We start from the raw sequence: 26736 nt of genomic DNA, 5'->3' as shown, positions 1-26736 counted from the left end.
GCGAGACGCTCGCGCCATCTCGAATGAGTATAGAGGTATCCACGTGATGAGGGAACATCCCCCGAGTTCATTCGCTAAACGCTCATTTCACTTTCCCCCTTCAAAGGGGGATTATTCTCATCTGATGTCTTACGAATCCAGCATAAATTGCAGAGTCACATAATAGGTTCTGGGGGGAGATGGAATGATGCCCGGTCCGGGATAACCTGTAGCCCTCCTTGTAAAATAACTCTTGTCCAGTAGATTATTGATCCCTGATTCCACCTTAAACTTTTTATAAGACCAAGAAAGCGACAGGTCCAGGATATCGTAAGCAGGAATCTCTCCCTTTATTCCGCTTTGGTTGTCATTTACATTTTGCAGCGCATTAGAGGCATCCGTAAACTGCTTGGAGAGATAGGTGTACTGAAGACTTCCAAGGAGATTTTTGTATCCAAACCGTATCCCTGTTTTCAGATTTATCAAAGGAATAAATTCTACTTCGTTTCCCTCCACCCCGGGAATATCTGATTTAAGATATTCTGATTTTGTAATGGCTGTATTTGCAAAAACATTCAACCTTGCATGGCGATTATCAAAACCTAATACAGGAAGTAAATTCAGATCAAGCAAACTCTCAATGCCGTACATAAATGCACGGCCTATATTTCCCCGAAATCGAACCACTCGTCCTGTTTCTTCGAGTTCTCCCTCTGCATTGACCCGGGTTTCTGCTCGCAAAACCTCGCCAAGACGATCATCGTACATCAACCCAAAACCGCCGATATCAAAAGAGAGAGTTTCTCCCAGGTTTCCGCGAACTCCAAAATCTGTTGTAAAACCGCTCTCGTCTGTGATATCGGGATCAACCTGGAAGGTGGGATTCACAACACGAATATCGTTGAATGTTACTGATCGATAATTCTGCGAGAAATTTCCATAGAACTCAATACCCGGCTTCGGAAGATAGCTTAAGCCGAGGCCCAACAGAACAAATGAGCGATCGAATACCCGGTTGTCTTCAAATGTTTGGTTTTGGATGGGATTACCGGCCAGATCGAAATTGACTCGTTTGTATGTACCCTTACTCTCCGTTTTGATATGTTCAAACCGAAAACCGGGCGTGACAGATAAATTGTCTTGCAGGTAGAAAATATTCTCTCCAAAAACAGCCACATTTCGGTTGGGGAATGTAAAATCGGACTGGTTGGGATAATTGGGAAATCTATCATCAGCCAGTGAGAAATTTGCATCAGACCCGGCCGTCCCGGGCCCCTGAACGGAGGTATTGTTGGATTGATAATACTTTGAACCAATTAGAAAAACTGCGTTTCTGCTGCCAATTTTATATCGTTGCAAGAATCGGGTCTCGGCTCCCCAGTTATTGAAGTTTCCAAGAATCAGGTCACGGGGTGCGTCCAGATCATCTTCCTGTGAAACACGATTGGTTCGAAATCCCACAGATTTTCGGGAAGCATCCAACCCAAATGCCGTTACACTTAACCTTGATTGATAAGAAAACCGGTGATCTAATTTCGCTGAAGCTAATTTCCAGTCTACTTCAAACCAGTTTCGGGTACGGTTACTAAATGTGGGATCCTCATAAAACTGGGCGTCTGTTAACCCGCCAGGTTGCTGAGCCAGGTAATAAAGGTAGGTGAAATCAAAACTGATTTTTGTTTTCTCAGCCAAATCTACATCTGTATAAAGATAAAAATTGTTCGATTCGAAGCCTGAATTCGGCCGAAAACCCTCGCCGTTTTTATAGTTGAAGTACCCGTAATAGCCTACCTTCCCAACGGTTCCTCCAAGGCTGTTGAAACTGGTGAGCAAACTATTTGAACCGACCGATTGCCGGGATCGCCATTCAATATTTTTTTCAGGATCAGGTTTCTTCATCTGAAAATTGATCAGCCCGCCGAATTGCGTTCCATATTGCAAAGAGGCCGCTCCGCGAATCACCTGTATCTCTTGCAAAGCCTCAGCCGGGGGAGTGTAATAACTCTCCGGATAACCCAAAACATCGGCACTGATATCGTATCCATTCTGGCGAATGTTGAAGTTAGAGGATCGATTCGGATCAAGCCCTCTCCCGCCTATGTTCAACTGCAATCCGGCATCGTTCGACTCGTAAATATTTAGCCCGGAAATTTTAGAATAGATCTGGCGCGCATTATTGGCAGCCGTATTTCCCACAACCTGTTCAACAGAAATCACCTCTGTTTTTTTGCCTGCAAATATCGACGTACCCTCCACCTCACGTAATCGTTTGATAGAAAATATCTGGTCCCGCTGATCAATCACAGCTACCTCCGACATCTCCCGGGCCAGCTTTTCAAGTGTTATATTCAGGTTCACATCTTCGCCATCCACCCGAACGGTTCTGTTGAGAATTTCATAGCCCAGTAGAAAGAAGTAGAGATTGTATTCACCATTCGGGAGATCCTCAATGATAAATTCTCCATCGCTATTCGACTGGTATGATTTTCCGGCGGCATTATCATAAATATCTACTCCGGTCAACGGTTCACCTGTCTCTTGATCTGTGATGGTTCCCGAGATAGAGTGCTGTGAATATGCCGTCACAGGAATCAGAAAAAGTAACAGAAAAAGACTACAATCCTTTAATCTCATCATCAAACGGTAGTATCCAGGTTCGGTGTTTCAGTGATGGTTCGATTTCTGTGAGATCCACATTCGGATCCACATACGGCCGGCTCATTCTGCCGTTTAAAGCAACGTAACTCTCTACATAAATTTCAGGATCTTCAATCCCCTTTTGTTGATAGTGATCTTCGAGATGATGGGCATATTCCAGGATAAAATCGGGCTGGGTAGCCATCTGTTTCTCCTGGAATCGAGTGAGAAACTCAGTGTTATCAACATAAAAACTCCGATCTGTTCGAGAATCCACAATTTTAAAATTGGCGTAACCGGCTTTTTCCATCAGCATAACTCTCCATGAAAAACGATATCCCTCCTCGGTCCAGAACAGCTCGCCTGGGTAAAGGAGATATCGAAACGGAATGAATAGCTGAGCGATAAAAAACAAAGTGAGTAAACCCATCGTAGCCTTCCTGGTTATGGTACTTGAAAACAGGTAGGCTCTCGCATTATCAAATCGTTTTTTTTGAATGTTGAAGAATTTTGAAATCCATTCGAGAATGGTGTTATGAAGTTTCGGCTCAAAAAAGATGAGCGCACTTACAATCATGATGTATGGAAACATTCCAATGGGGAAGAGAACTCTTGTCAAAACATGAAAAATGACAACAAGTGCGAATGCAAAAAGGCGGGTGCGTTTCATTAAAAGAAGAAATGGAATCGTTAAATCATAGAGAGCTCCGGCCCATGAGAAAGCGTAGTGAACCCACGTCTGCTGAAACAGATCACCCAGAACAGGTAGTGAATAGTTTGCGGGCAGCCAGATTTGAAGGGGCATGGCACGAAATAACCAATCGGAATTCAGTTTCGCCAAACCCGCATAAAAATAGACGATTCCCAGAAGCAGCTTGATGGAATCGATTGTCCAGGCCGGGACTTCTTGTGCCCGAAGCGACTCGTTCTTCCAGGCATCAACCGAGTAGTAAGCGTGAGCCGGCAGGAAAATCATCAAAAAGCTTAAAATACTGATGAAATAGTAGTGATTGAGATAGGTGGTTTTGTCCATCAGTTCGATGTATGTAAAACTGAGGAAAAACACGATAATCGCCGCCCTGTATTTATAACCGATGGAAACAAAAATGGCCGAAAGGCCACAGATAATAAAAATCAAATACGTCCATTCGCCTATCGGCTGAACCCATTCAAAACCGTAGTACGAGAAGAAGAGATCCGGTTCAATGTACAGTTTATAGATCCAACCGTTTGCAGCAAACCTGATAATGCTAATGAGCATCAATATGCCGAAAAATATACGAAAGACAGCCAGTGGAGCTGCATTGCCTCTCTTTTTAAAATATTTTTGAATGGAAACGGTACTCACAAATAAGTGTCTTGTCGCTGATTAAATTCATTCAGAAATCTGTCGGGTTTTAATGGTTTATGGAACCATGAAACATGATCCGAACCGGTGAAACCCGACAGGTTTACAGTTGATGTAAAATTAGTCGCCATCGGCATCTACATAATCAACGTTGATGTTTAGCGCCTGGAGCATATCTACCTTCAAGTAAACCATATTTTTCTGGAGTTCATCAAAAGTTGCCAGCATTTTTGAATTGTCTGATTCTACCTGGGCGGCAAAATCGGGATTCAATTCCTCAGCCTGATCTCGTGCTGTATCAAACTGATTGTTGATCAATTGAGTTAAATCGGCACCTTCTTTCATGGTGTTCAGGTAATCGAGATAGGATGCAAGACTCTCCCCAGTCTGTTGTGAATTGAAATGCTTTCCGTTAAAGAAATTTTGGACTAGCATTCAATTGCTTCCATGAGCAGTGCTTTTGAAAAGCCGTTGCTGTAATAGGCTTCTACATGACTGCTCAGCGGTGTGCCTGAAAAAACACCTGCCGGAATTCCGATTTTCCCTGCGCGAATCAGTTTTTCGTAATAGAAAATATAATCGTTCACCATCATATCGAGCGAGGAATTGGCGCCGTTGCCGGAGTTGCTTACAAATTCATCACGGTAGTCTCCGGTCCAGTCTTCCAGTACCTGGTTTGAAAGATTATCTATCCGCTCTGTGACGTCTGTTAGGTAACTGCGGTAATTATCTGCGGAGTTATTGCTGAGGTAAAAATCCAGAATTTCCGTGTCACCTTCAGCCAGTCCATGCAGCAAATAGTCCAGTGCGGGAAACCCCTGGCTGTTCAGAAGTGAAGGCAGTTCCAGGTTGTAATTACCCGTTTCTATGCTTTGTTCAATCTCATCAGTGTCGGTTGGGTAAATATTCAAATTATCCCGAAACTGAATTTGCATAGCCTCTCCCATTTCAAACATGGATACATGCTGGAAAGCAAGATAGGCTGTTTTCCAGGATTCTCGCAACGTTTCAAGATTTTGAAGTGTCGGATCTTCTGAAAACGTGACAGCATCATTATGTAATTGTTCTGTCGTTTCAGTGAAGTTGGAAAATGCGGGGACAATAATATTATCAGCCCAGTTTACCAAGATAGCTTCGCGGTCAAAGTCATCTACATCAGGGCCTGAAGGGCCATCATCCGTGCAACCCCAAAGAACAAAACCAATTAGAACGAATACAAAGTATTTTTTCATGGTAAAAGTGTTTAAAAGCAAAAAAACTGGCTACTGTTTATTGGAAGCCAGCAGTTTTGCATGGGTAGTTTTATTAGTTAGATGCAGCCTGTTCAACTGTAAAATCGAACTTATCTGCTATCTGCTGTGAAAGATTATCCAGTGTTGAAGTTTGAAGGTCCCAAAGTCCGTTTTCACCATCACCAAGCAGGTCACTTAAGCATACTTTCAACTTCACTATGGGTCATGTAAGGTTGGTTAGTACCCGGAACCCTGGTAAACTGCAGGCTGTAGATAAAGCCAAACCCTTCAGAAAGTGAGTGGAAAGCAGAGCCGAATTCTTCAGCTTCAATTTGTCTCTTACCGGCTTGCAAGTAATATACACCGCGAACACCTATTACCGTTGAAATAGCTTCCCGGATAATGGCAGCTTGTTCATCGCGCACGTCATAGTCGCCGGCTACAATAGCTGCACGTCCTAATTTAAAGGCTTCAAAAATATCTTCGGCAAGAGATGCAAAATCTTCATCTTCGCTCACCTGACCTGTGTACTTATTCAGGAAGATATCATCACTGCCAATTGTTGCAATAGGATTTGCGGGATTAGCTGACGTTCCGAAAATATAGCCATACGCTTCGTCCCACTTATGCTCCATTGAGGTGTAGTTGGAATCTCCGTCAGTTACACCGTTGTCATTGTTCTCGCGGTTAGAACCTTCATCCAGAACAGATGGGCTTAAATAATTGTTCAACATTTGATCAGCCATCAATGCTCCATTCAGGCTTTTGGCTATCATCTGATTGTATTCGAGCCCCTGACCGTTTATGTAACGCTCTCCGGAACCATCCGCAATTTGTCCGGCTACACCCGGTTCGGCAAGCTGGTTTCTATTTGGAAACACTTCATTGACCTGACCACTTAACCAACTTTCAAGGTCATTTTTGATCTCAGCAGCCAGTGTTGCATTGGTTGAAAAATAATCACGGGATGCAGCCACTTTACTTTTAATACTCTTATCTGAAGAATTTAAGTCAGCTTCAGAAAAAGGGGCTACGTCACTTCCATCTTCAGCTTGATTGCGATACATCTGAAGTAGTAATTCTTCTGTGGTGTTGTCAAAATCTGACATGGCCGAAAATAACTCATCAGCCATTTTAATACGTGTAGTTTGTCCTGAAAATGAAACAGTGGATTCACCATTTCGGCTAAATTCGTAAGTTGCGGGAACTTCAATATCATTATCATCATCAATGTCAGAATTGTTGTCATTGACATCACATGAGAATACAAATATTGTCAGCAGAGACAAGAATAGTAGATTTGAGATTTTCATCGGAGCAGTTAAAAAATTTATTTTATCGTTTTTATTTAGACTGCATCTAAAGTAAGGAGTGTACTTAAATTGCACAACTTTTATATAGAATAAATCTAAATTAAAATTAAAAGCGCTTCTATTCGGTCAGAGAGAGGGAATCGGGGAAAACCCTATATAAAAAGTTCCGAATGTATTCTATTATCTATTAGAGAAAACAGAGAACAATATCCGATGAATTAAAAATTTATTCGAACCGATTAATACTTCTCATTCAGGGTTCATTAGGTTGAGCATTAACAGAAGTTACAAACAGAAATCATTCTATCATTCATTAAAAACGAGTCAAGATATGGACCTTTCAAAACATGACATTACTGTCAAAAAGATAATCAGAAACCCTTCCCCTTCTGAATTCTACGAAGAGGCGATAAAGCATGATCCAGGATCAGCTATTACAAATAAGGGAGCATTGGTTGTACGATCAGGCGAAAGGACAGGAAGAAGTCCTGCAGACAAACGAGTTATTACAACCGAGGGAATTAAAGAAGATATTTGGTGGGGAGATATCAATATCCCACTGGACGAACATACATTCGAGATCAACCATCAAAGAGCAACCGATTATCTGAATACAAGAGAACGACTCTATGTATTGGATGGTTTTGCCGGTTGGGATCCGGAATATCGGCTCAAGGTTCGCATTATTGCAGAAAGACCCTACCATGGCCTGTTTATGCACAACATGCTGATCCGTCCTACAAAAGAGCAACTGGATAATTTCGGTGAACCCGATTTTGTGATATACAATGCGGGTAAATTTCCAGCTAACAAATTTACCGAAGGTATGACATCGGATGCCAGTGTTGATGTTAACTTTGATCGTAAAGAGATGGTTATCTTAGGATCAGAGTATGCCGGAGAAATGAAAAAAGGCATCTTTACAGTTATGAATTACCTGATGCCAAAGAGAGACGTGCTTTCAATGCACTGCTCGGCGAACGAAGGCGATGACCCCAGCGATGTAGCACTGTTTTTCGGATTATCCGGTACAGGTAAAACAACCCTCTCTGCAGATAGCAGCCGTAAACTTATTGGTGATGACGAACATTGCTGGAGTGATAAAGGAGTCTTCAATATTGAGGGAGGTTGCTATGCAAAAACTATTGATCTTTCTGAGGAGAAAGAACCTGAAATCTACAATGCCATTAAATTCGGTACGGTATTAGAAAACGTAGTTTATGATCAGGATACAAGAGAAGTGGATTATGAAGATACATCCATCACCGTTAACACAAGAGCTTCTTACCCGATTGAGTACATTTCAAATGCTAAAATTCCATGTGAAGCCGGTCATCCAAAAAACGTGATCTTCCTTACATATGATGCGTTTGGTGTTCTGCCTCCGGTAAGCAAACTTTCACCCGAACAGGCGATGTATCACTTTATTAGTGGATATACGGCCAAAGTTGCCGGAACAGAAGTCGGAGTAACTGAACCTAAAGCAGTATTTTCAGCTTGTTTTGGCGCCGCTTTCCTCGCATGGCCACCGGCAAAATATGCCGAATTACTGGCTGATAAAATGCGGGAGAACAATGCAAAAGCCTGGCTGGTGAATACAGGCCTGACCGGCGGACCCTATGGAGAAGGAAGCCGAATGGATCTGAAGAGCACCCGGGCGATCATCGATGCTATTCACGCAGGTAAGCTTGATGACGCTCCAACTCAAACCGATGAGGTATTTGGATTTGAAATTCCAACTGAGTGCCCAAATGTAGATTCTGAGATTCTTCTGCCAAGAAATACCTGGAAGAATCCGGAAGAATACGACAAACAGGCTGCAAAACTGGGCGGACTGTTCAACGATAACTTCCAAAAATACAAAGATGAAAGCAGCGAAGAGATTGTAAATGCAGGGCCTAAAATCTAAGCCTGCTTCTCTTTAGCTCTATAGTTTGGGAGTATGGGTTTGTGCTATCGCAATCCTGTACTCCCTTTTTTTATTCAAAGTACGGATACAACAATATTGGCAAGAAAGTGAGCTTTCCAAAAGGGGAGCACAGTATTAAGGGACTGAATTGAAAAGTACGTCCTTCAACTATCGCGCATAACCAGATGCACCATTCTACCCATTCCGTTGCTCAATTCAGTTTGCTAAATCAGATACAGAATTTCTATCCCAGGGCCACATCCAAAACCATCATCACACAAAATCCGATCATAGTACCAAGTGTAGCTAAATCGGCATGACCATGCTGCTGAGACTCGGGAATTAACTCCTCAATAACTACAAACATCATTGCACCGGCTGCAAAAGCAAGGGCGTATGGCAGAATGGGTTGAACCATAAGTACAGCGGCAGCACCTATAACAGCCGATATCGGCTCAACCACACCAGACATCTGGCCGTAATTAAAACTCTTACCTATACTCACACCTTCTCTTCTCAAAGGAATCGATACAGCCATACCCTCGGGAAAATTCTGGATTCCAATTCCCAATGCCAATGCAATGGCACCGGCTACAGTTGCTGTACCGGTCGGATCAATCCCACTTGCAGCTGCTCCAAAAAGAACACCCACAGCCAAACCCTCAGGAATGTTGTGAAGTGTAATTGCTAACACCAAAAGTGTTGTCCTTCTCCATGTAGTTACAACGCCTTCGGCTTCCTGTTTGGATTGACCCAAGTGAAGATGGGGTAAATATGCATCACAGACTCTTAAGAAAAAAGCCCCAAACATAAACCCGATAACGGCAGGCATCCACGAAATGTATCCCTGCCCTTCCGCCATATCGATAGAAGGAATAATGAGTGACCACACGCTCGCAGCAATCATCACACCGGCAGCGAAACCGAGCATCGTATCAAGCAGTTTATAGCCAACATTTTTTGTAAAAAACACAAGCCCGGCTCCAAGTGCTGTTAAAAACCAGGTAAACAACCCTCCCATCAATGCCTGCACAACCGGACTTAGTTCGAAAAACCATACTTTTATTGCTTCAATTTCCATATTTCAAATCAACCAATGTTATTGTTTTGTACCTCAACATTTTTTCAAATGTATTAAATTTTTAGGCAAAGCTAAATATTTTATTTCAACTTACTTTCTGCATATTACTTCTTCTCTGCAATGTAAAAAAATCAGACTTATATCGAGTCTGTTGTATGAAACGAGACAAGAATAAAAGAGAGGCTATTTATCTTTATTGAGGTTTGGAAGATGGATTCCGCATTCAGTTTTCTCAAGATTTTTCCATCGGCCGGAACGTTCACTTTCACCCGTAGCCGGCTCTGTACAGGGAATACAGCCAATACTTGGATATCCCTCATCATGCAATGGATTATACGGAAGATCTTGTTCCTTAATATACTCCCAAATTTTCTCCTGGCTCCAATTAGCAAGCGGATTCAGTTTAAATACTTTGTTGGATGAATCCCACTCAATTTTTTCTACATCTTTTCTCATTTGAGATTGGGAACGGCGTAACCCTGTTATCCACGCACGTTTGTTACTCAGGTATTTTTGAAGCGGCAATACTTTGCGCAAATAACAGCATTGGTCAGGATTGGTTTCCCAAAGTTTTTCTTCGTGTAATTTTGCCTGCCCCTCAAGAGTTAGAATAGGTGATACGGATTCTACATTAATATTGAATCTCTTCTCAACTTTGTTCCATAAGTTATAGGTCTCTTCAAAAAGCAAGTTTGTGTCAAGACAAAAGGCTTTAATATCGAGATCCAGCTGAGTGATTTTATGAATCAAAACCATACCCGAAGGACCAAATCCTGTCCCCAATACAGCCTCATTCCCAAACGTCTCTGAAACCCAAATAAGCAGATCCTCAACTGATTCATATTCAAATCTGCTGTTCAATCGTTGCAGGTCATCAACTCCGATATCAACCGAATCTTTTGCAAGAATCCTTTTTTCTTGTATTGTCATCCTTTCATTTTTAAAATTTTGCCGTCTTGACCGAAATTTCAAGACACAAAAAAACCCACTTGCGTTTCAGGCAGCGGGTTTCTAAATACTCATCAATAAAAATAGTTACTATCCCACTACCAGATCATTACAAATCGCATCTCTTTTCTGCGAAACAGCAACAACATGAAATATTGAAAAACATTTGTGGCAGTGGTTTAATTGTTTATTAATGTATTCCGTTACATACGATAACAAATTATTATCAAGATAGAAACGATCATGAGAAGACAATCCTACTTTTTGAATTAAAAATGGAATCGACTGTACAAAGTTAAAAAAGCGCTTCCAGCTGTAAAATTTACTGAACTGATAATCAATGTGAAATTTTATCCAAAAAAAGAATTTCTCTGCAAACCAGTAATCTGCGCACATAAAAAGTGTTCGTCTGTATACACAACAGAGATATGAAATTTCCATTCTTGAATGAAATGCATACTCACACACCGAAGGGCCGGGCTTTTTGTCCGGCGTACGTACAACGGGCAGCCTGCCCGTTACCTCCACTCATCGCTCTATCTCAATTTGTCAAATCTGGATTGTCACCACAATCACTAACATTACGTTCCAGTTCAGTAATTCCCCCGATTTGGGGAGCCGGACAAGCTGTCCGGCGTACGTACAACGGGCAGCCTGCCCGTTACCTCCATTCATCGCTCTATCTCAATTTGTCAAATCTGGATTGTCACCACAATCACTAACATTACGTCTCAGTTCAGCAATTCCCCCGATTTGGGGAGCCGGACAAGCTGTCCGGCGTACAGATTTATTCAAAATGATTAAAGATCTTATCCATTCTTGACGAGATGTATTCATTCAGAAATTCCTGCGGGGCAACATTTTCCGGACGGTAGGCAGGCTCCGCAATTCCATATCCGCTATACCCGATTTTTTGAAGTGCATTCATAATTTTCGGCCAGTCGTTATCACCCTCTAAGTAGTTGACCCGAAAACCATTCCACAATCCCTCGTCGTCTCTTTTTTGCCGGCTGAACTCTTTAATGTGAATCATGGCAATTCGCTCTCCCAGTACTTCAATCCAATGGCTCGGCCAGCCGTAATTCATGATGTTCCCAATATCGAAATACCAACCCACCCAGGGCGATTTAAACTCATCCACATACCGGGCTGCTTCTATCGGGCTCAACAGAAATTGATTCCACACATTTTCGATAGCAATTACAATCTCCAGTTCTTCTGCCAGAGGTAACATTTTTTTAATCTCCTGCTGAGATCTTTCATAAACATCCCGATAAGATACGTTGCTATTCACAACACCCGGGACCAGCAGAATCGTTGAAGCTCCAAATTCATCCGCATCATACAGAGCCGTTTCAAGTCCATCCAGACCGGCTTTTCTTACAGACTCATCCGGACTCGAGAGAGGATTATTCCAATGTGTAGATACCACTACACTCGGTATTTCAAGTCCGGTCTCTTCTTTCGCTTCCATCACTTCCGCACGATTCAATCCACTGGGCGGCTCTACTCCATGAAATCCGGCTGTCTTTAACATCCGGAACTTTTCGAGAACCGAATAATCATCGCCTGAAGGAAACGTGTCGAGCATATAACCTTTTTTAAGAGATCCGTTGGAAAATTTATTTTGATCAAACGTTGTTTGGCCTTCAGGATTTAAAAAATTTACCCCGGATCCGAACGCAGCCAGGCCGGCGGTTCCAAGCTTCAGAAATTCTTTTCTTTTCATCATAATTTGATTGTATTTGTTATTCTGAATCTACTTCAGAATCCACATTCGTGAGTTAAGTATGGAGATGCTGAATCAATGCCTGTCCCGACCACTGTCGGGGTTCAGCATGACGATTTTAAATTTACGGGCTGTAAACCAACATTATACTATTGGTGTTTTACCGGGCATGGCCACTCCATTTACTTCCGGAAAATCATTCCAACTTTCAATATCATGCGCTAAACGCTGATCAGAATTTATGGCCTGATCCCAGGTTACACGCTGACCGGTATAGGCGGCCATTCGGCCCATAATTCCCGCCATGGTACTGTTGGCAAGTTGTTCTCCCTGGTTTATAATATTTCCGGAACGGATAGCCGCAAAGAGAGCATCGTGTTCTGCCTGGTACATGTCGTTTTCTTCACCCTCAAACTTCCACTCATTTTCACCTTCAATTATATGTTCGCCGCGAGTTACATCGGCCCATCCTCTTCCCTGAGTTCCAAAAATTTCCGCTTTGTAGCTGTTCTCACAATTTGCCTGCTGTCGGCAGAAGTGAAATCCTTTTACCCCGCTTTCGTATTCGTAGGTTATTCCAAAATGGTCGTACACATTACCAAATTTCTCATCGGTTCGAACTTGTCGTCCACCTGTACCCATTGCACTTACCGGCAGTTCATCATTCATTGCCCACATCATAAAATCTACACTGTGAATGGCCTGCTCAACAAGATGATCTCCTGAGATCCATGTATAGTAGATCCAGTTTCTGAGTTGATACTCGGCATCCGACCATTCCGGTTTACGGTCCAATGACCACAGTTCCCCGGTGTTATACGTTGTATAGATCGAGGTAATATCACCCAGTTCACCATTCAAAACCCGGTTAAAAAATGCTTTTTTCGCGTTATGATATCTCCAGCAAAAACCACTAACCAGATTCAGGTTTTTCTGCTCGGCAATTTTTGTAGCATTCATCACGCGATGATATCCATGCGCATCCACGGCAACGGGTTTTTCACAAAAGATATGGACGCCCGCATCCACTGCTGCTTCTAAATGTTGGGGACGAAATGTTGGAGGAGTTGCAAGAATAACAACATCCACACCGGTATCTAATACTTTTTGATAGGCATCAAACCCAATAAACTGTCTCTCTTGCGGAACATTTACCTTTTCTGAGTGGATTTGATTGAGGATTTCAAGTGATTGGCTCATTTTGTCATCAAATATATCTCCAACAGCAACCAGTTCCACATTTGGATCGGCGTTCAACGCCTGGTTCGCCGCACCGGTACCGCGACCGCCTGCTCCAATCAACCCAAGTTTCAGCGTATAATCAGGATCAACACCAGCTACTCCTCCGGCAGCGGCCATTTCTCCCTGTGTTCGGCAGGCACTTAACGGAAGCATGCTTCCTGCAACGGCTAATGAGGTCAATTTTATAAATTCTCTTCGGTTCTGATCTTTCATGGTATTTATGGTTGAGTGAGCAATTTTATATATAGTTTAAATTTAAAAAATCTCAACCAATTAAATGGATAAAATAGGAGAATCAAACCAGATGTTCTTCAAATTGCTTTTGACACAATATTCAAGGCTGGTTTTATATTTTGAGGCGGGTGTGATTAAAACCTGTCAATAAAAGGGGAGCACCGTATCTATTGACATAAAATTAAGTATGGGTTTAGCGACTCTTGCCACGGAGAGATCCCGTTGTTAGTGCCATATCGCATAAAAAACACCAGTACCTGTCAGGTTCTCAAATCAGCAATCTGCCAGAGCATCTGTGTTTTTCAGATTCCTGGCAGAGTTGCGTACCCCCATTTACGTTGGGTACGTTTTGAAGCAAACATCCGAACTCTTGCAGGAACTCCGCTCCGCTGCGTGCTCTGCCAGGTTCTTCGTCCAGCAACCTGCCAGAGCATCCGTGCTTTTCGGATTCCTGGAGAGTTGCATGGCGTAATTAAAGCTTGTTCTTTTCGAACAAAGCCTCGTGTAAGTAATTCTTTAGTACTATTTAGTACTTATCAAAAAAGTGAAATCTGATCTGTTTCTGGCGGGTGAAACGTCCCGATAATCACAAATGGATTCCTGGCTGTAAAATGATGGATCTGCGTAGTTCCCAAATAAAAATACAGGTCTTTGGTTTTGGCAAAGTCATCGAAGTATTTCTTGCGGACATCTTCTATTGCTAATTTCTCATCTCCTTCATGACGCCGCAGGCTGTTCCAGTAAAGCTGCCCGATTTCCCAATCTTCAATCATCGTCCGGCTAACTTTGCCTTTACAATCCTCAAACACGTATTTGAATTTATAGGGCAGTTTATCCACCACTTCAAACGGATCTTCCGGATTTTCGAATAAGCCTGTTTGATCCCGATTAGCTTTTAGCTTTTCAATTTTCTTTTTGTCCCACTCCCGTTCTACTTCTTCTACAGTAAAATCCAAAATTTTTGTGGGTTTAAAGACAGCCAGAGAGGTGCATTTTTCTTTGTCTTTTGCTTCTTCTATAAGCACAGACAAATCATCATACACCTGTTGAAGCACAATCTCTTTACGAACTGCCCAATCTCTTTTCTTCCCGGTACCGATATGCCCAACAATCTTGATTTCTGAATCGTGAGAGTAGGGGCGATAACTTTCAGGACGGAAGTCACTGGTGTTTTTGATCAAGTCCATCTCAATCCAGTCGTATTTGCTGTACTGTTCTTCATAGGATTTTTTTCTAAAAGGAATGGGATAAATGCGCACCCAGCTCCCGTCTTCCCGAAAACCAGCCGTACAAACCAACTCATCATATTTCCCCGAAAGTGTTGGATAGGTTTTAACGGTTACAAGTACTTTCTCTCGTTTTTTCTCATAGGTCATTTACAGGTGTATTAGTTCAAGTTTAAGCTCCTGATGCTGATTGATAAATTCTGCGAGCGGACGACGGTGGCACTGGCAACTGTCGGCTTCAAAACAGGTGAGCGCTACGCGTTTATAGGTTTCAATCGCGTTTGCAATTTCTTTTTGGGTATCGGCCGTTTTGGGGAGAACCGATTGTTTGTAGTCCTCAAACAACCGGTCGTAATCGTCCTGCGAATTTAGTTCCTTTCGTTTTGAAGATTTGATTCCCACTTCTGAAAAATGCAGGTATGTTATTCCCACACCTTCACAGGCATTTTTAAGCTGACTTTTGTTAAATCCATACTTCATACTCATGGCGTTTTTTCGAACATCAAGTAGTGCGTTTACCCCGTTTTTGATCAGTTTATTCAGGTAGGCTTCCAGTGAAATCCCTTCGTACCCAATTGTAAACAGACACGGTTGCTCAGGTGCATTCTCCCGCAAAGCCTTCACATTTTGCTGTTCCTCTTCTTCCAGAACATCATCTATAATGGTACTGTTTAGTGCATAGTACGGGTAATTTTTGTAGGTGATTTCCAGCAACTCCTGTACCGATTTATTTCCATAGTCTTTTTTAATTTCAAAAAGCACCTGGCGATCTTCAGATTTTAACTCATTCAGCCATGATTTTTTCTCTGTCCGCACCCATTTTTTCTTCTGCTTACTCACCTGTTCGTACTTGGTCATGGTATGCAAATCGGCGTTGGCATGAAACGAAAAACAGCCAAATTTATAAGGCACAAAATCATAGGCCGGTTTTTCCTGCTTTTGTGTAAAGAGCAGCAGCAGCTTTTGCAGCCGGATTTTTTCCAGTTCGTTGTCAAACACTTCTAATAACGAGAGCAGTATTTTTCTGCGGTAGTACATTTTTTTTGCTTGTTGAAAATGAATTATGATATGAAAAATGTCTTTTCCCAGAAGAGTTGAATAAATGAATCGCTATGTTGAACAATCAAACTGTTGGGGTTCGGACGCACTAATTAAAACACTAATTCGTTCGATTGATTGTGACGATAAACTGGTTGTTATCTTGATCGTTGAATAACTCAATTTCTGAAAATTCCTTGTATGCTCTTTGAATACCTGTACCAATTCCTCTATAAGGCAAACCAATAGGTGGTTTTGCTTTTGTTACAAATGATGAAATAACAGGATTACGCTGTATGGACACTCCACTCTTGGCATTTTCTTCAGTCATATGATTGGGAAGTACACCAGGTGAAATAATCTCAACTCTGTTTTCAAACATAAAAACTCGAATTGGGGCGTCAATAAAATAATTCCGGTGAATAATAGCATTTACCAATAGTTCTTCAAGTACAATTTCAGGAATTTCCAATTCTCCGGTCGTATTTCTTCCCTGTCCATTTTGCTCCCTAACAAGGTTTCTTTTCAGAAACGCCAATGCCATTACATATTGATTTGAAAGTCTGCCTCCAATATCCTCACTATCGAAATATTTATCAGAAGTTGGCTCGTTTCCATCAAAATAAACAGCTTTTACAATGAATTGAGGTTTATATTTTTGAGGGTTCTCACCAAAGAGTAACAACCCTGCCAAATTCAAGTGATCTTCCTTTGCCAAATTCATGTTTTGTATGAGTTGCAAAAGAGGCTTCTCTTCATCATCCAAAGACCGGTCATATACATCTTGGTAAAATTCATCAAAAAAATCTTCGTCTATATCATTAATGGTAGAATCACTAATTGGAATCTCGCCGGCATGCAGCAGATCGCTTTCTGAGAATAAACGCCTTAATTCTTCTTTCGATGTAACTTTTCTCTTATCTGCACCACTTCTAACCCAAATCGCTCCCTCATTTGTTATATATGGCTTATCAAAACCTTCTGAGACAGTTACCACCATCACCAATCCGTCTTCCAACTTAATATTTTCGTTTGTTGGGTTAATCGGATTTCTAATGTGAGAGGAAGAAGCATTTGAAATCATGTTATTAAGTCTGCCAATATCTTCGTTCGATAGACCAGCAATCGTCCCATCATCGTCAACACCTATTATTAATAATCCGCCCCGCGAATTGGAAAATGCAGCAAGCTCAGTAGCCATTGAGGTTTCATTCGTGATATTACGCTTAAATTGATGCTGGGAATCTTCCCCACGCTCAACTATTTCTAAAAGTTCTAATGCATCCATTCCTGATATTTTCTTTCGCGTTGTTCAAATGCTTCTCTTCCACCTTCCATAATATCAATGATGGCGGTTTGGGTTTTTTCCGTATCAATACTTCCGGTATCAACTGATAAAGATTCTCCTTCGTAATCACACACAAACACTTGCTCGCTTTCTCCTAAAACAGGGATATTTGGATTGTGTGTAGCAAAGATAAATTGAGTCTTTCCCTTTAAGTTGTTCAATTCACTAATAACATCCCGATATATCGACTGGTTATCAATATCATCTTCGGGTTGATCAATGATTATCACATCATTTTCTTGTCGTGCAAGTAAGAAAACCATAATAGCAGATGCACGTTGGCCCAGTGAATGGCCTTTTATATCCTTTCCATGATATCGTAACACAAAACGATTTGGTACTTGAAAGGTAAGTGCCGCGCTCATGTTTTGTTGAAAATATTCTTTGAATTTTGCCAAATGAGTTCCGCCCGAAAGAATTTGATGTAACTCAGAACGCTCATTATCCAAATCAAAGTATATATCTATGGGATCATTGTACGCCTCAGTTAATTGTTCAATCTTTCTACTGGTTATACCTGATCCTTGTACCGTGTTCTTTATAAATTCCTGGAAAGCGGATTTATCGCCTCTGTAAACTAATTCCACTTTTATAGAGAGGTCTCTGTTGTTTAGCTCATCAATGGATTCTTGAAAGGTTTGATATTCCTCATGCCATAGTTCTTTGAGCTGGCTTAATTCACGATTAAGATTTCTTTTTAAATCTTCACGTTTACGTTCTCTTTTTTCTAACTCTTTTAATTTAGTTTCCAGCAGGTTATGGCGCTTACTGAACTTAACATAGTCATCCGGGTTTAGATCTTTTAAATCGATTGACCTTTTAATTTCAGCGAATTCATCCTGTAATTTTTCCGTACGTTTTCTAAGCTCTTCTCCATACTTACCTATATGTTCCAGGTCTTTATCAACATCATCCAAAATGGCTTTTATTTTATCAATTTTTTTGATGAAGGATTCCCACCTTTTGAATGCCTCTTCAAACAGCTTTTCATTTTCTTTGCTGTTATAATTCTTTAACTCCTCGATGCCTTCCTGATATTCCGTAATTGTTCGTCTAAGAGCAGATACAAAACTTTCCCCCGTTTCGCTCATCTGATTTAAATGATTGCGGTCTTTATTAAAAAGAACCTGACGTTCAAGCTTTTCATCGATTTTTTTCTTTTTGAAAATCTCCATTCGTTCCTTCAAAGCAGCGATCTCTTCCTTAGTCTCCTGAATGGTATCGGATAATTCATTTAATCGTTTTATTTCCGATATCATCCGAAGAATCTCTTTGACTTTACTATCAATTTGCTCCCGGATAGGGCCTACATTTGACCCGAAAAATTTCTCCATCAAATTTTGACTAAACCCTTCCGTTCCGATTTCCGATAGGTCTTTCTGCCCGAAGTACAGAACACTTAGAATATTTTCATCGACAGTAAAATCCGGGAGCTTTACACCGTCTCGAAATATAGACGGACGCTCACCAAAAATTCGTTCAACACGGTAATTTTGCCCATGCTTGGTTTCGATCTCAACAAGTACTTTTCCACCACTTTTTAATGTCCGCTGTACGAGCCGGTTTTTATAATCTACATCCTTACTTGTCTGAGCATCAATATTTTTTCCTACTCCGTACCTTATAGTCTCTAAAATGGTTGATTTACCGCTGCCCCTGATACCAATCAGTGAATTCAAATCATCATTTAATAACAGTTCTTTGCCTGATAATGGAGCACCGAAAGCAGTCTCAAACCAAACCCGTTTTATTCTGGAATGTGTGGGTACTGGATGTGTCTTTGCTACGGTATTTCTCTTTTTATCCATCAATGCATATTTAACGGACAAAAAATTAAAGTCTCCGATTTTTATAAAGCTCTTCTTCTCTTCATTTTCCCAACTTCTTGTTTTACCTATCTCATCTAAGGATTTACAATCCGAACCTTCCACAAACGCTGGTGAAGAGTTTCCCCAACATTCATTAATGAGTTGTAAGGAATCTTTACTCGTAACTTTTTGAAATCCCAATACATATTCTTTAAAAACGGATTCCTCAAAAATATCAGTAATTCTTGTTTTCTTAATCTCGTTAAAAAAACCCTTTTCTTGATTTACATGTGCCAGTACCACAAAAGATTCCCGATGGTGATGTCTTTTTTCTTCATCCAGTTTCTTTAATAATTCTTTTAATCCCCAATCACTATGGGCATTTCTATTCTCTCTTTGTTCTTTTGCTAAAGCTGGAAACCCTCTGTTTAACAATCTCTGAATAAAATCGTCGCCATCAGTTAACCAGCTATCAGGATCAAAAACAATACAAACATGAACTCCACTTTGTCCGTCATTTACAGAAAATTCTACTCCGGGTAACAAGAAAATTTCGTTTTTCCTTGCTTCTTGTGCCAACGACTTGTATTCCCCCAAATCAAATTTATTGTGATTCGTTATTACACCTACATGGATATTCTCTTCCTTTAAGCGAGCAACATATTCTTTTTTAAACGATCTTTTTGTTGTTTCATCCCACTCCTTAAATGCTTCTTTATCAGCTTTGGTATGCAAATGGAAATCAGCTCTAAGCCATTGGCTTCCGTGTTTAAATAAATCGTATGTCTGAGATTTTTTATTCATATTTCAAATGTAATCATTTAAAATGATAATTAACCCCCCTCCACAACTCTAACCTCCTCCTCACTCAACCCATACAACTCATACACCATCGCATCAATCTCGGCATCGGTTTGGGCGATTTGGGATTTTAGGTCGTCGGCTTTGGCTTTTTGTTGGGTGAAGTAGTCGAGCCATTCGGCTTCTTCTTCGAGGCTGAGTTTGACCTTTTTCTTTTTCAGCTCTTTCAGGAATTGCTTGCCGGTGAGCTCGTGCCAGCTTTGGAGTTTCCGGCTTAGTTTTTCGATGTCGAATTTGGATAACAATAATTCATAAGATTTACTTGAATCAGTATTCTGTATTGAAGATCATTATTCAATTCAGATTCAGTTTTCTCTATCAACTCATCTAGTTTTTCATTTAATTCTGGAATAGGAATTTGTCTAAAATATTTCGTTATTAATTCTGATATACCATCCTCTAATTACGGTACAGATATTTCATAATTACCAAACCAATAATTAGAATTTAAAATACCAACAAAGTTCTTGTCTTGATAGTAGGTATTAATACAGCATAGAATTATTGCATATAACAATCCTTGTTCATCATAAATGAAACATGTTCGACTATGAAATATCTGATACATTATATTTTGGCTTCTCAAATATCATGATACTCATTAATCTTGTTCTCATCAAAACCATTCCTTTATCTATTTTTCTATTCCTTTCTGTCACCAATAAGTCTCTTCATTTTCTTACAAGATTTTCATTTCTCTTTAACAAGATCCAATGTTCTCTTCTAAATATACTTCAAGTCATCTGAGTTCAGTCATTTCTTATCTGACTATGTAGAAATTACATATCATTCCTTTGTAGAATATGACATGTATTTATAATCTCTTCATTCTTCATAGAGTCTTTCATCTGAATTCAGAATTTTTCTATTTCTCTTCTGAGATACATAATGCTTTAGTAAAACCTGTTTTTAATCCTATAATTAGTATTTTCATCATATACTTCATTTGAATCATACGAATTCTGATTTAATCTTTTCTAAAAGCTTCATTTTCTTCTTGGATGAAATGATCCATATCACTCATTAAATTCACTTTATAGATAAATTTCTCTAAATTCGATCGAATCAATAGTATTGACAATTGTCTTCACTTTGATATCAATAGCTATATTAAACTCATCTATTTGACTTATCATTCTTGCTAGCAATAAATACAGGTGTATGTCGTGGCATCCTTCAAAAACCTGACAGATCACCAAAATCTAATAATCTGTATCACATTCTTTGGTGATAAAAATTTTCGCAGTACTTTTCCATATTCAGTTGTCAACCAAATTTATTGGACATGATATACAATAAATTGCCCATTCGGTTTTGATCAGATTCAAATGCTCTTTCATACAAGAAATACAATATCATAATCTACCTGTGCTGATAAAGTCTCATATTCATGTATCTCGAAATCAGCCTAAGTATTCTTCTAATCGTCTCTGAATTCTCACATAAGGCGGATTCCCAATCACCACATCAAACCCACCATTTTCAAAAACAGATGGGAATTCTTCTTCCCAGTCGAAGGCTTTGTCGCCGGCCACGTCGGGATCGTCAATCAGCGAGTTGCCGCATTTAATGTTGTCGTTCAGCGAGGTGAGTTGCCGTCCTTTTTGGGCGGTGCGCAGCCAGAGGCTCAGCTTGGCAATCTCCACCGACTCCTCGTTAATATCCACCCCAAACAGGTTGTTCTCCAAAATCTGGTTTTCAATGTCCGACAGCACCAACGATTCCCCGTGGTATTTGGCCTGGAGTTCATCAATGTACTTGTGCTCGGCAATCAGGAACTCCAGCGCCTGGTTCAGAAACGCGCCGCTGCCACAGGCCGGGTCGCAAATGGTCAGGTTCAGCAGCCAATCCCGGTAGTTTTGCAGATCGGCAATACCTTTTTTGGTTCTTCTTTTGGATTCAATAAAGCGCTCATCGGCAATATCCAGCTCGGCTTTCTTCTCCTCGCACAACTTGCCCACCGTATGCTCTACAATATACTTGGTGATGTATTTGGGCGTATAAAACACCCCGTCTTTCTTTCGGCGGGTTTTGGAGGTGTCCACCTCTTCGCCCTTCAGCTCGGCGTTGATCTCCTCAATCTCGTTCAGCGAATGCTCAAAAATATGCCCGAGGATGTTGACGTCCACTTCGCTCTCAAAATCGTAATGGCTGAGCTGGGAGGCGTGTTTGTAGAGCAGTTCATCATCAATCGTGAGGTTGTCCAGGATCTCATCCTCAGCAAACAGTCCGCCGTTGTAGGCGAAGATTTCTGATTTACCCGGTTCATTCCGGCCTGTATTTAAATAGCTAAAGTATAGTTTAAATCGGTCGTACAGCGGAACGTACGCATCGTATTTGTCGCGCAGATCCATCCACTGCTTAATAATTTCGCGAATAGAATTGGGCGGGAGAAGCAGGCGGTCTTCGGCAAAAAAGATAAACAAAAACCGGTCCAGCAGTTTCTGAGTTTTCTTGAACAGCAGAAGAGGATCATGTTCCGGGTTGTGCTCTTTGACGCTCTCGAATATGTCGTGTTTGAATTCGGAATAATCTTTGTACAGCTTTTTGGTGACGTTCTCTTCCTCGGCCAGCGAGGCATCTTTCATCTTCTTTGGCAGGCCCTGCTCAAAATTGGGATAGCCCAGGCACAGCCACAGCACTTTGAACTCATCTTTACTCAGCTGAAAGAGATTGAACTCGATGAAATCCACCGCATTGTCGATATAAAACCGCAGCTTCTCAAAGTTGGAGATGATGACGTAGAGAGCATCCGGCTGTTTGTTCTTGTACCCAAACGCCTGCGGTTCCACTTTTGAGAGATCGGTGGTTTCGGTGCCCTTCAGTTCAATCACCCCGTGGACTTTATCGCCGTCCAGCAGTGCACCATCCGCTTTTTTGGCATCGGTGAGATTCTTTTGTTCCGCCACCAGGTTATACCCGGGTGCGGGACTCTTGGTGTATCCCAGCACCTTCACAAACAAGTCTTCCAGAAATCCCTCCTGATACGATTCCTCTTTTGCCTTCCGAATATTCTGTTGGATCTCCGGATTGTGAAAATGAGAAGTGAACCGTTCCCAGGCCGCTTCAAGTTCCGCCTCATCAATTCCCGATATATATTTGTCTAAAACCGCACGCTGAAATAAAGCCATATATTTCTATCTCTTTGAAGTCTGATAGATTATAGAAAAAGAAGGTGGGATTCGAAAGAAAAAAGCAACCTGGCAGAGTGGCCGTTCTTTTGCGGCCTCCTGCAAGAGTTGCGAGACGTTATTAAAGCAACTGGTGTTTTTTGGCGTTGCACCCGAACTCTGGCAGGAACTCACTCCGTTCGCGCTCTGCCAGGTTCTCCGCCCAGCAACCTGCAAGAGCATCTGTGTTTTTCAGATTCCTGGCAGAGTTGCGTAGCCTGATTGACCATTGCATACGTTTTGAAAACAGAAATCCGAACTCTTGCAGGACCTACACTTCGTTACGGACTCTGCCAGGTTCTTAAGTTAGCAACCTGCCAGAGCATCCGTGCTTTTCGGATTCCTCGCAGAGTTGCACATTGCGGAACATTTCATCAATTGAATGTGTGTGAAACAATATCCGAACTCTGGCAGGAACTTCGCTCCGCTCAGTGCTCTGCCAGGTTCTTGAATCGAAAAAGCCCACCCCGGTAATCAGAGCAGGCTCGAAAAATTACCCTTTCAACTATTACAATTTTGAACTCATTGTTTTCATAGTTCTTGCCAGGATGCGGGCTTTTCCATTTTTGCTTGAGCCATTTGCTTCCACCTCCACCCTGCGGGCAAGCTGATTTAACAATAGTGCTTTTTTAGCTCCGCTTGCACGTTCGGCTTCACGAAGATCAGCTCTGACTGACCGAATAAAATCCAGGTCATATTCGCGTTGCCTTTCAAGCTGATCCAGGTATGCATACATCAACACAAAAGATGGAGGCCATTCATACCGGGGCTGGCCCTGGGCATTCAGGTAATCCAAATGTACGGTGTTTGCCGCTTCAATTTCATTCTCGGTTAAGAAATCACTCGGAACGAGCTCAAAAATATCCAGTCCCCTGGCAATTTCAGAACTTACAATTTTCCCGTTGTACCAGTAGACCGACCAACTTCCGCCCAATTCTGATTTTTCGGGATGAAGGGGTCCGCGATCGTGAAAGGCAATTTCAACAGGGTTTTCCGGGTCCGTCCAGTCAAAAATACTAATTCCTCCCTGGTACCACGATTGTACCATAATATCCCGGCCGGGAACAGGAATGAGTGAACCGTTGTGAGCCACACAATTCTCCTCTGGTGTTTGCGGAGCCGGTATTTTGTAATAACTCTTAAATGCCAGGGAATCTTCCTCAACTGTAAAGATCGCATTGGCACCCCATTCCATCGGATCAGACGGACGGCATTTTGGCTGGGTTCCGCCGCCCCATTCATCCGTAAAAAGCACTTTGCTGCCTTCATTATTAAAGGTAGCCGAGTGCCAGTAGGCAAAATTGGAATCTGCAGCGGCATCAATCCGAACCGGGTTTACAGGATTGGAAATATCCAGCAGCAACCCGTAGCCTTCGCAAGCTCCTCCGGCCAGGCCAATTTCGGGATAGAGCGTAATATCGTGGCACTGATTGGGTCCGCGATTTGCCGTTGGATCTTCGCTCTCAGCAACTACTTCAGTAAGCATCTCCTGGAGTTGGTCCCTCAATTCGGAACTGTCTGCGGCAGTCGGCTGCCCCGAACCTCCTCGTTGTTCAACAATTCGGTTCAAAAACTGATCTATGTACCTGTCGGATATAATTCGCTTTTCACCATTTATTTCTCCCACATACTTTCCATTGGCTTCTGCCTCCTCAATATCTGCCGGAGAAAGTCCGTGAGTGGGGGCTTCTTCAAGGTTCTCGAAAATTCTGGGTGAATTTACAATCGCCGCATTTTGGGGTTTATCAAGCGGAACCCGGATCACCTCGATTCTGAAAAGTGCACTATTGGGATCTTCTTCAGGCATCATACTTGAGCAGCCGGGAAGTTCTTCCTCGGGCCGAACCATTGCCGATCCCGACACATAAACATATACATTTTCATGATCGTCCGGATCTTTCAGAACTGAATGAGTATGAGAACCCCGGCAGGTCTGCACATTTGAGATATACTCTGGATTTTGAATATCTGAGATGTCGAATATTCGAATTCCCCGAAGCCGCTCCTCGCTTACCGTTTCTTCCACACCTTCAGTTCCGCAGTCGAGACGTCCCTCCAGCCCTTCGCCGGATACAAACAGGAGATCTTCATAAACAGATACATCACTCTGCGAAGCGGGGCACAGGTAATCCACCACCAGTTCGGGTGATTCGGGTTTTGAGATATCCCAAACCATAAAACCGTCATAATTTCCCTGGATCACATAATTTCCTTTAAATGCCAGGTCGGAATTTACCGCTCCGATAAAACTTTCAGGCGGAGGTTGTGGATGAGAGTTTTCGAAGATTCCAGATCGCCTCCTCTGCATCAAAAACTCCGGGTTCTAATCCAACTCTGGGATCGGGATCGGGTCGCTCGGCCTCAGAAAAAGTGGGTACCTGAGATTGTGATTCATCCTGGAAACTTCCTGAAGTTGAGCAACCGATCAGGCCGGTTAGCATTGTAACTAAAAAGAGAACTTCTAAAAATTTACTGCTTAGAATATTTAAGAGAACGGTCACAAAGCGTTTTACTTTTTTCATTAACGATACAATCTATTTATTTGAGTAGAAATGTTGAGAATTATTTAGGAGTGAATTTCCTGCAGCATCTGTTTCATGCGCTCAATTTCGGTGGTTTGATCTGCCTGAATATCTGATGCAAGCCGAAATACCTGCCTGTCTTGAGCAGCACCGTCTTGAGCAAGTAGGTTATCAACCATAATTACGGCACCTTCATGATGAGCAATCATATATTTGAGAAATGCACGGTCAAAGGCTTCCCCTTTTTGTTCGGCCAAATCATTGAGCTCTTCTTGAGTGAGCATACCCGGCATGCCGGAGTGATCCATTCCCGAATGGCCGGCATGAGAATGATCCATCTGGTGATGAGACGATACCGTGCTCCCGGCTGACTCCATCTCTATGGTAAGAATCAACCCGTCGATTTGAACATCGGGCACCGGTTGATTCCTGTCGCGCAGCCATTTCTGCATCGATTGAATCTCATCTTTCTGAGCATTGATGATTCTTGATGCAAGCCTTTGAATGGCCGGTCCGGCATTGTTTTTGGGAGCCAGGTCAGACATGATCAGAGCCTGTGCATGATGAGCAATCATCCCAACCATAAAATCCACATCGGCTTGCGTAAAATCCATTTTGGAACTATCAATTCGGGACCAGTAGAGTTCCTCGAGATGTTCCTCTTTGTCGGTACTCTCCGGTTTGATGAGACCGTGATCCGGATTCTCGGATACTTGTTCAGATCCCGTACATGCAGGCATAACGCTTGCTATGATAACGACCAAAATAAAAGTTGAGCACTGAGGTATAGTAATAGAATTGAATTCCTTAGCGAAAACGGAAATTCGACTCATTATGAAAAGAGAAATAAGATGATATTATTGAATGTTGAGGCAACGTTATTTTGCGCCCTTGTCTGTAGGCACAGTAATATAAGAAGAGAATGGGTTAATATTTACTGAATCAGCCCGTAAACAATCATTTTTAGAAAAATTTACATGAAATCTAAGCTGGTTTTCATTTTGAGATGTTGCCAACGAAAAAATGGTAGTTGAGGAACCGTGTCGTCCTCTCCGGGACTTATTTATTATGAGCTTATTTACTTTAACCCCGGCTGAAGCCGAGGCCTACT

Annotated in this window: 21 protein-coding genes; 1 reads left to right on the top strand and 20 read right to left on the bottom strand. The window is 41.8% G+C overall.

The features are described 5' to 3' along the window. Positions 1 to 129 precede the first annotated feature (129 nt). The 6 genes from U5K72_05970 to U5K72_05945 form a co-directional block, all read right to left on the bottom strand. Positions 130 to 2616, bottom strand: a complete 2487-nt coding sequence (locus U5K72_05970; protein MDZ7718352.1) for a TonB-dependent receptor — start codon at positions 2614 to 2616, stop codon at positions 130 to 132. Then, positions 2594 to 3964, bottom strand: coding sequence for an HTTM domain-containing protein (locus U5K72_05965; GenBank protein MDZ7718351.1), 1371 nt, complete (start codon positions 3962 to 3964; stop codon positions 2594 to 2596). The genes U5K72_05970 and U5K72_05965 overlap by 23 nt, the downstream gene beginning before the upstream one ends. A gap of 120 nt (positions 3965 to 4084) precedes the next feature. Then, positions 4085 to 4399: a hypothetical protein gene (locus U5K72_05960; protein MDZ7718350.1), complete on the bottom strand. Its 315-nt coding sequence runs from the start codon at positions 4397 to 4399 to the stop codon at positions 4085 to 4087. Continuing rightward, positions 4393 to 5196, bottom strand: coding sequence for an imelysin family protein (locus tag U5K72_05955; protein MDZ7718349.1), 804 nt, complete (start codon positions 5194 to 5196; stop codon positions 4393 to 4395). Before U5K72_05955 ends, U5K72_05960 begins: the two co-directional genes overlap by 7 nt. A gap of 73 nt (positions 5197 to 5269) precedes the next feature. Beyond that, positions 5270 to 5407, bottom strand: coding sequence for a DUF4856 domain-containing protein (locus U5K72_05950; protein ID MDZ7718348.1), 138 nt, complete (start codon positions 5405 to 5407; stop codon positions 5270 to 5272). Beyond that, the gene (locus U5K72_05945; protein ID MDZ7718347.1) at positions 5388 to 6509 is read right to left on the bottom strand and encodes a DUF4856 domain-containing protein; all 1122 of its coding nucleotides are present in this window, start codon (positions 6507 to 6509) and stop codon (positions 5388 to 5390) included. The genes U5K72_05950 and U5K72_05945 overlap by 20 nt, the downstream gene beginning before the upstream one ends. Before the next feature lie 331 nt (positions 6510 to 6840). Here U5K72_05945 and pckA point away from each other — a divergent pair, with 331 nt between their 5' ends. Next, positions 6841 to 8418, top strand: coding sequence for a phosphoenolpyruvate carboxykinase (ATP) (gene pckA / locus U5K72_05940; protein MDZ7718346.1), 1578 nt, complete (start codon positions 6841 to 6843; stop codon positions 8416 to 8418). 244 nt (positions 8419 to 8662) lie between these two features. Here pckA and U5K72_05935 read toward each other — a convergent pair whose 3' ends face one another. The 14 genes from U5K72_05935 to U5K72_05870 form a co-directional block, all read right to left on the bottom strand. After that, positions 8663 to 9499, bottom strand: a complete 837-nt coding sequence (locus U5K72_05935; GenBank protein ID MDZ7718345.1) for a ZIP family metal transporter — start codon at positions 9497 to 9499, stop codon at positions 8663 to 8665. A gap of 183 nt (positions 9500 to 9682) precedes the next feature. After that, on the bottom strand, positions 9683 to 10429 hold the full coding sequence (locus tag U5K72_05930; GenBank protein MDZ7718344.1) for a phosphoadenylyl-sulfate reductase: 747 nt from the start codon (positions 10427 to 10429) through the stop codon (positions 9683 to 9685). Between the two features lie 805 nt (positions 10430 to 11234). Continuing rightward, positions 11235 to 12179, bottom strand: a complete 945-nt coding sequence (locus U5K72_05925) for a sugar phosphate isomerase/epimerase family protein (protein MDZ7718343.1) — start codon at positions 12177 to 12179, stop codon at positions 11235 to 11237. 141 nt (positions 12180 to 12320) lie between these two features. After that, a complete protein-coding gene (locus U5K72_05920) occupies positions 12321 to 13631 on the bottom strand; it encodes a Gfo/Idh/MocA family oxidoreductase (protein ID MDZ7718342.1) in 1311 nt (436 codons plus the stop codon). A gap of 557 nt (positions 13632 to 14188) precedes the next feature. Further along, on the bottom strand, positions 14189 to 15028 hold the full coding sequence (locus tag U5K72_05915; protein ID MDZ7718341.1) for a hypothetical protein: 840 nt from the start codon (positions 15026 to 15028) through the stop codon (positions 14189 to 14191). After that, complete coding sequence (locus U5K72_05910; protein ID MDZ7718340.1) at positions 15029 to 15916, bottom strand: DUF488 domain-containing protein; 888 nt, start codon at positions 15914 to 15916, stop codon at positions 15029 to 15031. Between the two features lie 121 nt (positions 15917 to 16037). Further along, complete coding sequence (locus U5K72_05905) at positions 16038 to 17204, bottom strand: putative DNA binding domain-containing protein (protein MDZ7718339.1); 1167 nt, start codon at positions 17202 to 17204, stop codon at positions 16038 to 16040. Then, positions 17192 to 19876 carry a hypothetical protein gene (locus U5K72_05900; GenBank protein MDZ7718338.1) on the bottom strand — a complete coding sequence of 895 codons (2685 nt, stop codon included), beginning with the start codon at positions 19874 to 19876 and terminating at the stop codon, positions 17192 to 17194. The genes U5K72_05905 and U5K72_05900 overlap by 13 nt, the downstream gene beginning before the upstream one ends. 29 nt (positions 19877 to 19905) lie before the next feature. Then, positions 19906 to 20178: a hypothetical protein gene (locus U5K72_05895; GenBank protein ID MDZ7718337.1), complete on the bottom strand. Its 273-nt coding sequence runs from the start codon at positions 20176 to 20178 to the stop codon at positions 19906 to 19908. A gap of 1158 nt (positions 20179 to 21336) precedes the next feature. Next, on the bottom strand, positions 21337 to 23064 hold the full coding sequence (locus U5K72_05890) for a DNA methyltransferase (GenBank protein ID MDZ7718336.1): 1728 nt from the start codon (positions 23062 to 23064) through the stop codon (positions 21337 to 21339). A 121-nt stretch (positions 23065 to 23185) separates the two neighbouring features. Further along, positions 23186 to 23338, bottom strand: a complete 153-nt coding sequence (locus U5K72_05885) for a hypothetical protein (GenBank protein MDZ7718335.1) — start codon at positions 23336 to 23338, stop codon at positions 23186 to 23188. A gap of 273 nt (positions 23339 to 23611) precedes the next feature. Beyond that, complete coding sequence (locus U5K72_05880) at positions 23612 to 25411, bottom strand: hypothetical protein (protein ID MDZ7718334.1); 1800 nt, start codon at positions 25409 to 25411, stop codon at positions 23612 to 23614. Beyond that, a complete protein-coding gene (locus U5K72_05875) occupies positions 25356 to 25625 on the bottom strand; it encodes a hypothetical protein (GenBank protein ID MDZ7718333.1) in 270 nt (89 codons plus the stop codon). The genes U5K72_05880 and U5K72_05875 overlap by 56 nt, the downstream gene beginning before the upstream one ends. A gap of 44 nt (positions 25626 to 25669) precedes the next feature. Next, the gene (locus tag U5K72_05870; protein MDZ7718332.1) at positions 25670 to 26365 is read right to left on the bottom strand and encodes a DUF305 domain-containing protein; all 696 of its coding nucleotides are present in this window, start codon (positions 26363 to 26365) and stop codon (positions 25670 to 25672) included. Between the last annotated feature and the right edge of the window lie 371 nt (positions 26366 to 26736).

This window comes from Balneolaceae bacterium (assembly GCA_034521495.1).
In the GTDB taxonomy this organism is placed as follows: domain Bacteria; phylum Bacteroidota; class Rhodothermia; order Balneolales; family Balneolaceae; genus Rhodohalobacter.
The sequence above is the reverse complement of the archived record's forward strand: the minus strand, read 5'-3'. Positions and strand labels throughout refer to the sequence as shown.

Excerpts from the sequence above, each read along its gene's own strand:
- U5K72_05970 (MDZ7718352.1), bottom strand. The coding sequence starts at position 2,616 with ATGATGAGATTAAAGGATTGTAGTCTTTTTCTGTTACTTTTTCTGATT.
- U5K72_05960 (MDZ7718350.1), bottom strand. The coding sequence starts at position 4,399 with ATGCTAGTCCAAAATTTCTTTAACGGAAAGCATTTCAATTCACAACAG.
- U5K72_05955 (MDZ7718349.1), bottom strand. The coding sequence starts at position 5,196 with ATGAAAAAATACTTTGTATTCGTTCTAATTGGTTTTGTTCTTTGGGGT.
- U5K72_05945 (MDZ7718347.1), bottom strand. The coding sequence starts at position 6,509 with ATGAAAATCTCAAATCTACTATTCTTGTCTCTGCTGACAATATTTGTA.
- pckA (MDZ7718346.1), top strand. The coding sequence starts at position 6,841 with ATGGACCTTTCAAAACATGACATTACTGTCAAAAAGATAATCAGAAAC.
- U5K72_05935 (MDZ7718345.1), bottom strand. The coding sequence starts at position 9,499 with ATGGAAATTGAAGCAATAAAAGTATGGTTTTTCGAACTAAGTCCGGTT.
- U5K72_05930 (MDZ7718344.1), bottom strand. The coding sequence starts at position 10,429 with ATGACAATACAAGAAAAAAGGATTCTTGCAAAAGATTCGGTTGATATC.
- U5K72_05925 (MDZ7718343.1), bottom strand. The coding sequence starts at position 12,179 with ATGATGAAAAGAAAAGAATTTCTGAAGCTTGGAACCGCCGGCCTGGCT.
- U5K72_05920 (MDZ7718342.1), bottom strand. The coding sequence starts at position 13,631 with ATGAAAGATCAGAACCGAAGAGAATTTATAAAATTGACCTCATTAGCC.
- U5K72_05915 (MDZ7718341.1), bottom strand. The coding sequence starts at position 15,028 with ATGACCTATGAGAAAAAACGAGAGAAAGTACTTGTAACCGTTAAAACC.
- U5K72_05910 (MDZ7718340.1), bottom strand. The coding sequence starts at position 15,916 with ATGTACTACCGCAGAAAAATACTGCTCTCGTTATTAGAAGTGTTTGAC.
- U5K72_05905 (MDZ7718339.1), bottom strand. The coding sequence starts at position 17,204 with ATGGATGCATTAGAACTTTTAGAAATAGTTGAGCGTGGGGAAGATTCC.
- U5K72_05900 (MDZ7718338.1), bottom strand. The coding sequence starts at position 19,876 with ATGAATAAAAAATCTCAGACATACGATTTATTTAAACACGGAAGCCAA.
- U5K72_05890 (MDZ7718336.1), bottom strand. The coding sequence starts at position 23,064 with ATGGCTTTATTTCAGCGTGCGGTTTTAGACAAATATATATCGGGAATT.
- U5K72_05885 (MDZ7718335.1), bottom strand. The coding sequence starts at position 23,338 with ATGCAATGGTCAATCAGGCTACGCAACTCTGCCAGGAATCTGAAAAAC.
- U5K72_05880 (MDZ7718334.1), bottom strand. The coding sequence starts at position 25,411 with ATGCAGAGGAGGCGATCTGGAATCTTCGAAAACTCTCATCCACAACCT.
- U5K72_05875 (MDZ7718333.1), bottom strand. The coding sequence starts at position 25,625 with ATGAAAAAAGTAAAACGCTTTGTGACCGTTCTCTTAAATATTCTAAGC.
- U5K72_05870 (MDZ7718332.1), bottom strand. The coding sequence starts at position 26,365 with ATGCCTGCATGTACGGGATCTGAACAAGTATCCGAGAATCCGGATCAC.